This is a genomic window from Komagataeibacter ossonobensis (genome assembly GCF_057359305.1).
Window position 1 is genome coordinate 1 of the sequence record NZ_JBXAYQ010000066.1, and the last position, 10,658, is coordinate 10,658.

Genomic DNA, 10,658 nt, shown 5'->3' on the forward strand with positions numbered 1-10,658 from the left:
GCTTCACCAAAAACTTTCTTATTATACAGCCCTGACGGGTACGATCAGGCTCAGTGCTGTTCCGGCAGGTCGGTGCTGAACAGGGAATCCGGCGGCATGGGACCACCTGTCGAGGCATCAAGCAGATCGACACGGGTGGTTTCCTGCTGGGCGTCCTGGATGATCCAGCCACGCAGCAGCAGCGGGCTGTCATGGAAGATCAGCGTCATGCTGCCATCACCGGGGGAATCGGTGCGCACGACCGTAATTTCCAGCACATTGCCCTCACGCGACAGGCCGGTGACCGTCACATCCCCCGACAGTTGCAGGTGTGGACGCAGCAGCAGGCCAAGCGGCGTCTTGTCCATGGGCATGGTGGTGGTCTGGTCCAGCTGGCTGTCGTTGAATACGACCTGATCATGATTGGCCACCAGCAGCAGCGGGCTGGGGGGATCATACTGGAACCGCATGCGGCGATTCGTCCGGTCGATCCACGCGGTCCCGGTGCTCTGCTTGCCATCGGGAGCTGTCTGGCGGAATCGGGCCTTGAGCAGGCTGATCGCATCCAGATGCCGCTCAACACGTTCCAGCAGGGCATGGTCCTGATCCGATGCGCCAACGGCCATCTGTTCCTGCGCATGGGCGATGGGCACAAGGCCACCACCGGCAAGCAGGCAGGCCAGTCCACAGGCGGCGATGGTAGGGGAAAATCTCATGATACGGGACGATCCATACGGGAAGTACCCGCCCACTGGTGCCCCATCATCGGGGTAAGATCAAGGCGGGCCGATCAGGAACTGCCGATCAGCACGCCGGCCACGAATACCAGCAGCCCGCCAATGACAATCTGCACGATGGCCGAACCGAACGGCGTTTCCTGATACCGCCAGCGGATCCACGAAATCACGAACAGTTCGATCACCACAACGATCACGGCGGCAATCATGGCGGTGGAAAAATTGTCGATCAAAAACGGCAGCGTATGACCAATCCCCCCCGCGGTGGTCATAAGCCCGCATATCAGCCCGCGCAGCAGTGGCGCGCCACGGCCCGACAGCTTGCCATCATCGGACAGGGCTTCGGCAAAGCCCATGGAAATCCCCGCCCCCACTGACGCCGCCATACCGACAAGAAACGCGTTCCATGGCTGGTGTGTGGCGAAAGCCGCCGCAAAGACCGGGGCTAGCGTGGACACCGATCCATCCATAAGCCCCACAAGACCGGGCTGGATGACCTGCAGCACGAAGCGGCGGCGCGCGTCCTCGTCCTCGCTTTCGCGTTTGCTGGTTGGCAGGCGGTCCAGTTCTATGGCGTTGGCGGCCTGTTCGTGCTGGTCCTCGGCATGGGCCAGGTCACCCAGCAGCCTGCGCGTGGCGGCATCTGTGGTGCGCAGCGCGGCCTGACGGTAGAAGCGCGCGGCATCCATTTCCATCTGCCGGGCATGCTGGCGCACGGCCTCGATCCCCTGTGTCTGGACCTGCCATGCGGGCTTGCGCACGATGAAATCCGCAATATCCTGCCGCCGGATCAGCGGGATGTGGGGGCCGAACCGGCTGGCGTACAGGTCGATCAGGTCGCGGCGGTGGCTGTCCTCTTCTACCGACATGTCGGTAAATATCTTGGACGTATCGGGATATTTTTCGCGCAATGCGTAAGCAAAATCAGAATAGATGCGCCCGTCTTCCTCCTCATTGGAGATGGCCAGCGCGAGGATTTCCTGATCGGTCAGGGACGAAAATTTACGCATTATCCAGTCTATGCATAAATTTTTGCATCACCTCAAGAATATTGTCAATTTAAAAATCATTATCATTTGTATTTTCAAAGTAATGGCCGAAAGTGATTATGCTTCTCGATTACATTTACTGAAAACACATCCGGCTGCCCCTGCCGTCTCAGACAGCGGCCTCGGCAAAGATATGGGTCACATCGCCCTTCCACCGGCCATGATAGGCCGCAAGCCACGCTTCCGCCTGCGTGGGGCCACCGGCCGCGATTTCATGCAGGGGGGCAAGGTGCCGGGTCTCGTCACGTCCCTGCGCATCGCGCAGACCGCGCGCGCGCAATCCGTCTGTCGCCAGTTCGATCATGCGCGCGGCAAGCGGGCGCAGCGTGCCCTGCCCCCATGGCGTGTCCAGACCAGTGCGCGGTACCGCGCCACGAATGGCGATATAGTCGTCCCACCCATGTTCCAGCACCAGCTTTTCAGCGGCATGCACGGTGGCGTCATCATACAGCAGGCCGGTCCATAGCGCTGACTGCGCCAGCATCATGGCAGGCGACCCGGCATCCGCGCCCCGCATTTCCAGAAACTGCTTCAGGCGCACATCAGGGAACGCGGTGGTCATATGGTCCTCGAAATCGCCTATGGTCGGGCGCGTGCCCTCCAGCCCCCGCGGGCAGCGTCCCGCCAGCCAGTCCCGGAACGAACAGCCCGCGACATCAATCAGCCGGTCATCGCGGGTGACGAAATACATCGGCACATCCAGCAGCCAGTCCACATAAGTCGCAAAACTGAAACCATCTTCCATGAAACGACGCGGCATGCCCGCGCGTGCATTATCGGTATCGGTCCACACACGCCCGCGATTGGACAGATAGCCGTTAGGGTGGCCTTCATAAAACGGGGAACTGGCGAACAGCGCCGTCGCCACCGGCTGTAACGCCAGCGAGACCCGCATCTTGCGCGCCATGTCCGCTTCGGACCCGAAATCAAGATTGACCTGCACCGTGCAGGTCCGCAGCATCATGTCCAGCCCAAGCGTACCCACCTTGGGCATGTAGTCGCGCATGATGGCGTAACGGCTTTTGGGCATCCACGGAATATCCGACCGCCGCGCGGTGGGGTGGAAGCCCAGCGGGGCGAAACCGATGCCCAGCCGGTCGCAGATCGGGCGGATGGCGGCAAAATGGTGATCCATTTCGGATTCGGTATCATGCAGGGAGACCAGCGGCGCGCCGGACAGTTCAAACTGCCCCCCCGGTTCCAGCGAAATCGAACCGCCTTTTGCATCCGCCTGCCCCTTCAGGCCGATTAGCGCGCCACGATCGATGATTTCTTCCCACCGCCTGCCGCCATCTTCCGCCGCCAGTCCGCGCAGCAGCGCCTCGATCCCCTGCGGGGCATAGGGGGGCGAGGACCAGGCCCTGCGCTGGGGTGTTGCGGCGTCGGGCCGCACAAAGCCGAATTTTTCATGTTCCGTGCCGATCCGCCATTCGGACCGGGGCCGGGCACCTGCCGCCAGAATTGCGACCATCTGGTCAAATGATTCGATTACGGTTGAATTATGCGCGCCGGGATTCGACATGGCGGGGGCAATATCCTCAAATGACAGTCAGATTAACGCCGGCGACAGGCTGAACGCGCATGCCGGAGGGGGCAGGTGTTTATTGACCCATCCCTCATAAGGCCTTGAGGCCAGCCCCGACAAGAGCCAGCGCCGCCGCCGCCGCCGTATCCGCCCGCAGCACAAGATCCCCCAGTGACAGCGGGCGCACGAACGGACGCGCGCGCAGCATGTCGTGTTCACGCGGGGAAAAACCGCCTTCGGGACCAATCAGCACACAGTCCCCCGGCCGCGCCATGACGGGAACGGCCGGGGCATTGCTCCGTTCAAGGGCAGCAAAAAGACTTATGTCTTCAGGCCATTGGGACAGCACGACCGGCAGGTCCGCCAGCGGGTCGATGGTGGGCACGTCCAGCCGCTCGCACTGTTCGGCGGCTTCAACCGCTATACTTTGCAGGCGGGCCGCATTGATTCGATGGGTATTGGTGCGTTCACTTACCACCGGGCGGAAACGCGTCACCCCCAGTTCAGTGCCCATGCGGATGACCGTTTCGGTCGCATCACGCTTGAGCGGCGCAAACAGCAGGCACACACCCCGTGTCGCCACGGGCGCGCGAGTCTGTTCCACCAGCCGGATGCGGCAGCGGTCCCGGCGCAGGTGGTCGATGACGCCCTGCCATTCCCCATCGCGCGCATTGAACAGGGCGATCGCCGCCCCCGCCTGCTGCCGCAGGACGGTGCCAAGGTAATGGGCCTGTCCCGGTTCCAGATCCAGCATGGCGCCGGCCCCCATCGGGGCAATCGTTTCGGGGGAAATGAACAGTCGGGGGCAGTCCCTCATGCCGGGTGGTCACCTTTCGTACTTGCATGGCACCGGGGCCGGCCTTGACCCGGCGGGGTCTTCCGGCCCATCTGTTTCGCCATTAGCAGCCATGGGGCGATCCGTCATCGGCAAACCCTGTTCCCTGCCGCCATCAAGCCTGAAGGAGTTGCACCGTGGACCAGCCTGTACCCCATACGGATATCAGGGTGGATGGCTGGATCGGCCGCCTGCCCGTGCGCCTGCGCCCCTATGCGCTGCTGGCGCGACTGGACCGGCCGATTGGCACGTGGCTGCTGTTCCTGCCGGGTATATGGGGCATCCTGCTGCCTGCGGGTGTGCCGATGTCGCAGCGTATTTTCCTGATCGTGCTGTTCGGTATCGGCAGTGTCGTGATGCGTGGCGCAGGCTGCGTGGTCAATGACATGTGGGACCGCGACATTGACCGGCAGGTGGCGCGCACGGCGGGCCGACCGCTTGCATCGGGCGCGCTGTCAATGCGCGAGGCGGCGCTGTTCCTCGCGGCGCTGCTGCTGATCGGGTTCAACATCCTCATGAACCTCAATACCCTGTCGCAGGTGCTGGGCGCGTCCTCGCTCATCCTTGTCGGGCTTTACCCGCTGGCCAAGCGGGTAACGTGGTGGCCACAGCTGGTCATGGGTTTCACGTTCGGCTTTGGCGCGCCGCTGGGCTATACGGCGGCGGCGGACCGGATCGCCCCCGCCCTGTTCGCGCTGTATGCCGCAACCATCGTGTGGCAGCTTGGCTTCGATACGATCTATGGCTTTCAGGACATGGAGGATGACGCCCGCATTGGCGTGCGGTCCACGTCGCGCCTCATGGCCGGGCATGCGCGGCTGTTCGTGGGCATATGCTATGCGCTGACGGTTGCGGGACTGGGGGCGGCGGGGTGGCTTGCCCATACAGGTTACGGGTTCTGGCTGGCGCTGCCCCTGCCCGCCGTGCTGCTGGCATGGCAGGTCAGCCGACTGGACGCGCGGGATCCAGCCGGGTGCCTGCGCCTGTTCCGCTTCAACCGCGAAACCGGCCTTGTCATCGCCCTGGCCATACTGGCGGGCATGCTTACGCGCTGAGATGCATGATACGGCCCAGAAAGGCCCGGGCCATGTCCATGCACTGCAGGAACAGGGCGGAATCGTAGCGATGGCCCTCATCACGCAGGAAGGCGTGCTGGGCATTGAATTCATGCCATTCGTAACGGGTACACGCCTGTTCCAGCGCGTCGCGGATCATCTGCCGACCGGCAAAGGGCACATGCGGGTCCTGCCGCCCCCAGACAAGGAACGCCTCCCCCTTCATTTCACCAACCCGGGCCAGCGTATCGTCGCATCTGCCATGGCCAAGGCTGTGGGCATGGATATCGGTAGCATAGAAACACACCGTCGCCCGCACGCGCGGGTCAAGGGCCGCGCGAAAGGCCAGATGGCCACCAAGGCACACGCCCATCGTCGCCAGCGCGCCAGTGCAGTGCGGGCAGGATTCCAGCCAGTCCAGCGCCGCGCGCGCATCATGGTCATAGGCCGCAAGCGGTTTTTCGTGTTTCAGGAAATTACCCCGGTCGGTGCCCGGTCTGTCATAGGCCAGGACGGTCCCGGCCGGTTCGTATTCATGATAGACTTCAGGCACGCAGACCACATGCCCCAAGCCCGCCATCATGGCCGCAAGCCGGCGGATGGGGGCCGTCACCTGATAGATCTCCGAAAAAAGGACAATTCCGGGGAAGCTTCCCGCAATGGCCGGACGGAAAACATGCATCCGCATCATGCCTGATGGCGTTGGAATGTCAGCCGTTTCGTCTGAAAGGATAATCATGGCAATACGCGCGCTCCATAGGACAAAGGGCCATGATAGCAGCATACGCATCCCCCACCGAGGGGTAGGGCATCCTGTCATCTGTGTAATATCGTAGCAGGAAAATTAGGTGTTTTTGTTCAAATATTGCGCAAAAAAGGCTTCCAGCGTTGACATTCAATCTCATCCCCGGCCTGTATGGGGCATGAATTCGTTACAGAAAACATAATGTCATCCCTGTTCGCACTCTCCCTCGCATCACTGGCGATCTTGGCCGTCGTGGTTCTGATCGCGCGTTTCAAGATCAATCCCTTCATCGTGCTGTTCGCGGTTTCGCTGGCGCTGGCGCTGGGGGCGGGCATGCCGCCGCAGAAGGCCATTGCATCGTTCGAAGCTGGCGCGGGGCGCGTGCTGGGACATGTCGCGACCGTTATCGCGCTGGGTACCATGCTGGGCAAGATGCTGGCGGAATCGGGCGGCGCCGACCGGATCGCGGTCACGATCACCAGCCTTGCGGGTACGAAGCGTGTCAGCTGGGCCATGATGGTGATCGGCCTGCTGGTGGGGCTGCCGGTGTTTTTTGAGGTTGGATTCGTCCTGCTGATCCCGCTGGCCTTCACGCTGGCGCGGCGGACCAACACGCCGCTGCTGCTGCTGGCGCTGCCCATGGGGGCGGCGCTGTCGGTCACCCACGCCATGATCCCGCCCCATCCGGCAACATTGCTGGCGCTGTCGGCCTATCATGCGGATATCGGGCGGACGATCCTGTGGGGGATCGTGATCGGCACGCCGGTGGCGGCCCTTGCCGGGCCGGTTTACGCACGATTCATCGCCAGTCGGATCGGGCCGGTGCTGCCGTCCGCGCTGGAGGCACAGTTCGTCAACCATGACGTGCCCGAAAACATGCCCGGCTTCGGCATTACGGTCATGACGATTCTTTCCCCTGTCATCCTGATGCTGGTGGGATCGATGGCAGATCTGGTGGCGAGGGCGCATACGCCGCTGAACAATGCGCTGCACTTTATCGGCAATACCGACATCGCCCTGGCGCTGGCGACACTGCTGTCGTTTCAGGTCTTTGGCACCGCACGCGGGTTCAGCCGTGAAACCATCCTGAAATTCACTAATGACTGCCTGGCTCCTACCGCGCTGATCATGCTGCTGGTTGGCGCGGGCGGTGGTTTCGGGCAGGAACTGGTTGATAGCGGCGTGTCATCGGCCATTACCGATCTGGCGGTGGGGGCGCATGTGCCGCTGCTGGTGCTGGCGTGGCTGCTGGCGGTGGTAGTGCGTGTGGCCACCGGGTCCGCCACCGTGGCCATGAGCACGGCGGCCGGTATTGTCGGGCCGATCCTGCTGCGTACCCATGCGGCATCACCCGAACTGATGGTGATCGTGACCGGGGCCGGGTCCGTGGCGCTGGGGCCACTGAATGACGCGGGTTTCTGGCAGATCAAGGAATACCTTGGCCTGTCGGTTGGGCAGACCATAAAGACATGGTCTGTGATTGAAACGCTGATTGCCGTGCTTGGGCTGGCATTCGCGATGATGATCTCGCTGGTGGTCGGATAAATGAGGAATCATTGCGACATAACCAGTTGATAAAAACCTCAGGCATTTCCGGAACTACCTTTTTTCAAAGGCAGCGTTCTTCGAATCTTTTTGAAAAACGCTTCACCAAAAACTTTTGATTTTCAGAATATCATTCACTTTCGGTTATATGCCAGCAAATCCACGGCATCCGCCTGACTGACCCCTTCCATGCCCAGCGCGTCCAGTACTGACGCAGGGGGCTGCCGCACGCCACGGCAGGCATCGGGCAGGACGAAGGTTGCAAACCCTGCCCGGACCGCATCGCGTGCGGTCGCTGCCACGCAGTAATCCAGTGCGACACCCACCACGAATACGCGGATAATTCCCCTGCCCTTCAGCAGGCCATCCAGTCCTGTCCGGCTGACATGATCGTTGTCTTCAAATGCAGAATAGCTGTCGATATCGGGATGCAGTCCCTTGCGCAGCACCACCCCGACATGCGTCTGCGCCAGCGCGGGCGAAAGACCGGCACCCGGCGTGCCCGCCACGCAATGCACGGGCCACGGACCACCCTGCGCGACAAAGGAGATATGTCCCGCCGGATGCCAGTCCTGCGTTGTGACAATCACGCCAAACGGCAGGTCGCATAGTGGATTGATAAGGGTGAGCAGCCTGTCCGCCTCCGGCACGCCAAGGGGACCACCGGGCATGAAATCGGCCTGCATGTCGATAATCAGCAGGGCATCGGTGGCATTTATGCGCAGGGACATGATCTGTCTTTCCTTATCGCCCGTCGGGACAACATGGCATCCGCTTGAAAACTATTTCAAAATAAAAGTTTGGGAGTATCGTTTTTTTAAAAGGCGACGTTTGCCGAAGCTTTTGATAATTTGGATGCCAGCCTTGCTCAACCACCCCAAACAGATGCGGCGCATTGCAACCCGTTACGACAGGAGCGCCCTGCCTTTCCTGAGTTTCCTCAATTTCGCCGCCGCAAGATTTTTGGACCAGATCCTTTGTCACCAGAACCTGATCGAAAATCTGTGAACAGGGATCGGGGTATGGCAGTTATCGCGACACGCATGGGAAAACAGCCGCCTCTTTTTTTCTCCATTCCCTACATCGCCGCAACCAAATAACAGGACCTGACGGCCCCTAACTGTTGGGGGCATAAAATGCCATGGATTCATCAAATCTATAAAATGAATCATCTATATAAATTATTTTATATAGATGATAGTTTTTCATAAAATCAGGAAGAAGTTTTCCTTCCTCCCTTTTATATAAATCTCCTACCTGAAAAGGATATTCAATAATACCAAATTCTTTATTCCTAATCATATCATTGAATATTTTTTTGTTTCCATTCATTTGTAGATATTGACCAAGATTAAACATATCTACCGTATAAGGTTCACCTGCCCAATAACAGATTGACAGCATACGGCACGCAGCAGGCCGGCTGTTTGATCTTAATAAACTATAAACAGCATTCCATTTCTCCTGTTCCTCCGGTATGCGGCGTATGTCATTAATGCTTCCGGGCAAGTGTGTAATGCTTTTAATGACGGGAGGCGTGATGGCCAGTATCGTCAATAATATCATGCTCGGCTTTCTGTATCCCTGCCATTTCTGTGGGAAGACAGATGCACCCATGGCAATGACAATGCCCAGGGCAAGGACGGTATCGATATGGGCATTTTCAGACACGCCATCTCCTACTTTCTGGGAGACGCCCAACGCAAAACATACCAAAAAAATAATTATCAGGAATTGCCTTAGTTTTTTATCTTTTATTCCAATAAGGCAGGGAATGGCAGCGATATAAAGCGTCAGGGTATGCTTAATGGAAAAATCTGTATTGAATAGTAATGATGTAGAAATGACGCGCGGATGAAAAAATACATCGGATATTATATCGCTACCAAACATTAACTTCAGGTAAACGAAGGCCATGACTGAAAATAATATACCAGACACACACCACGTATAAAATAATTTTTTGTTATTGAAAAACAATACAATGGTTATGACAAGCGGGATGGAAATTTCATTATGTTTTGCAGTGCCGGCCAGTACGGAGAGGAACGCCGCCAAGCATATTATAAAATAATTACTTTTCCTGTCATTCCAAAGACAGTCTATCGCCAGGAGCAGTGACAATAAAACAAAAAATATGCTGACCCATTGCGGATCATTCGTGGCAAACCACCAGCCGAAATATGCTACTGTATAAAGAAATGGTATGAAAAATGCCAGTATCATCCCAATGGGTTTTGCTCCCAACGATCTGACGCATAAGCTACATACAATACACGACAAAAGCTGAAAGGTGACACTGACTATCCTTCCAGCGACCATAACATCGTGCGTTACGTATTTACTGAAATAGCCAACCAGGTAGAATGACAGTGGTGGATAATTATTGAAAATCAGGCCGTTTTCAGGGTCTGGATAAAGGGGGCCCAATGCCGGGTTAATAACCCGATCAATCTGATAGGCGTTCCATCCTTCATTCTGCGCAAGAGGGATGTGATTGAAAATCTCGGAAAATGGGAAGATCACTGAAAATACAGTAGCGACAATCAAGATAGATAATATGACATACGTAAATATATCTATTTTCTTTCCTGTCAGTAACGAACTTTCCATTATGCTTCCACCAGATAGATCAATAGACGGCCTGATTAACTTTAATGACCTTACAAATATTACATTTATATGTAAAGAGAAATAATATTGCCTTTTTATAGTATAGATTTAAATAATTAAAATAATTTACAAATGAGTAAATTAAATTATCAAAATAATACAATAAAACTCTTGCTCGCCTATTGGCGGGCAAGAGGCTGGCATCGGCCAACCATGCCCGGATCAATGCTTCTTGACCCATTGAACGTGGCTCAGAAGTCATTTTTTGAGATAGAGATGAAACTTGCAGCAATGTGGATTGCGGACATGAATGTATGCATGCACCGGTCGTAACTGGTTGCGATAAGCCGCCAGTTTTTCAGCTTTGCGAACATGCTTTCGCATCAGATGGCGCTTTTATAGAGATACCGGTTGCAAGGTGATTTTGATTTCCGGTTCTTCTTTGGTGGAATGCAGCAGGTGATATTTCGTTAGAGACCGCTTGGAAACTCAGTTCATGAGAGCCTGATCCGAAAGTTTTTGAACAATACCAGCATGTTGTGATTCATCCGTCTTTGCGAAGAGATGGAGTGAAT

10 protein-coding genes are annotated in these 10,658 nt (G+C 57.1%); 3 read left to right on the plus strand and 7 right to left on the minus strand.

Translation table 11 applies throughout. From position 1 onward, the window contains the following. Window positions 1-50: 50 nt before the first annotated feature. The 4 genes from AC1RQ9_RS17735 to AC1RQ9_RS17750 form a co-directional block, all read right to left on the minus strand. Window positions 51-695, minus strand: a complete 645-nt coding sequence (locus AC1RQ9_RS17735; RefSeq protein ID WP_019087080.1) for a LolA family protein — start codon at window positions 693-695, stop codon at window positions 51-53. A gap of 74 nt (window positions 696-769) precedes the next feature. Then, entirely contained in the window at window positions 770-1,726 is a 957-nt protein-coding gene (gene mbfA, locus AC1RQ9_RS17740; protein WP_019087079.1) for an iron exporter MbfA, read from the minus strand. 148 nt (window positions 1,727-1,874) lie between these two features. Continuing rightward, a complete protein-coding gene (locus tag AC1RQ9_RS17745) occupies window positions 1,875-3,287 on the minus strand; it encodes a glutamate--cysteine ligase (protein WP_485987980.1) in 1,413 nt (470 codons plus the stop codon). Between the two features lie 94 nt (window positions 3,288-3,381). Beyond that, window positions 3,382-4,107: a 16S rRNA (uracil(1498)-N(3))-methyltransferase gene (locus tag AC1RQ9_RS17750; protein WP_485987981.1), complete on the minus strand. Its 726-nt coding sequence runs from the start codon at window positions 4,105-4,107 to the stop codon at window positions 3,382-3,384. 155 nt (window positions 4,108-4,262) lie between these two features. Between AC1RQ9_RS17750 and ubiA the strand changes: the two genes are divergently transcribed. Continuing rightward, window positions 4,263-5,180: a 4-hydroxybenzoate octaprenyltransferase gene (ubiA, locus tag AC1RQ9_RS17755; protein WP_485987982.1), complete on the plus strand. Its 918-nt coding sequence runs from the start codon at window positions 4,263-4,265 to the stop codon at window positions 5,178-5,180. On the opposite strand, the gene AC1RQ9_RS17760 is transcribed toward ubiA, so the two are convergent. Next, on the minus strand, window positions 5,170-5,919 hold the full coding sequence (locus AC1RQ9_RS17760; RefSeq protein ID WP_485987983.1) for a dienelactone hydrolase family protein: 750 nt from the start codon (window positions 5,917-5,919) through the stop codon (window positions 5,170-5,172). The two genes, ubiA and AC1RQ9_RS17760, sit on opposite strands and share 11 nt — an antisense overlap. A 207-nt stretch (window positions 5,920-6,126) precedes the next feature. Here AC1RQ9_RS17760 and AC1RQ9_RS17765 point away from each other — a divergent pair, with 207 nt between their 5' ends. Continuing rightward, window positions 6,127-7,470 carry a GntT/GntP/DsdX family permease gene (locus AC1RQ9_RS17765; protein ID WP_019087074.1) on the plus strand — a complete coding sequence of 448 codons (1,344 nt, stop codon included), beginning with the start codon at window positions 6,127-6,129 and terminating at the stop codon, window positions 7,468-7,470. A gap of 134 nt (window positions 7,471-7,604) precedes the next feature. On the opposite strand, the gene AC1RQ9_RS17770 is transcribed toward AC1RQ9_RS17765, so the two are convergent. Beyond that, entirely contained in the window at window positions 7,605-8,201 is a 597-nt protein-coding gene (locus tag AC1RQ9_RS17770) for a nicotinamidase (protein WP_019087073.1), read from the minus strand. Between AC1RQ9_RS17770 and AC1RQ9_RS17775 the strand changes: the two genes are divergently transcribed. Then, the gene (locus AC1RQ9_RS17775) at window positions 8,200-8,478 is read left to right on the plus strand and encodes a hypothetical protein (protein ID WP_157212881.1); all 279 of its coding nucleotides are present in this window, start codon (window positions 8,200-8,202) and stop codon (window positions 8,476-8,478) included. The genes AC1RQ9_RS17770 and AC1RQ9_RS17775 overlap by 2 nt on opposite strands. Before the next feature lie 108 nt (window positions 8,479-8,586). Here the strand turns inward: AC1RQ9_RS17775 and AC1RQ9_RS17780 are convergent, their stop codons facing one another. Beyond that, window positions 8,587-10,083 (minus strand): hypothetical protein, encoded by a 1,497-nt coding sequence (locus AC1RQ9_RS17780; protein ID WP_485987984.1) that lies wholly within the window; start codon window positions 10,081-10,083, stop codon window positions 8,587-8,589. Window positions 10,084-10,658: the final 575 nt, after the last annotated feature.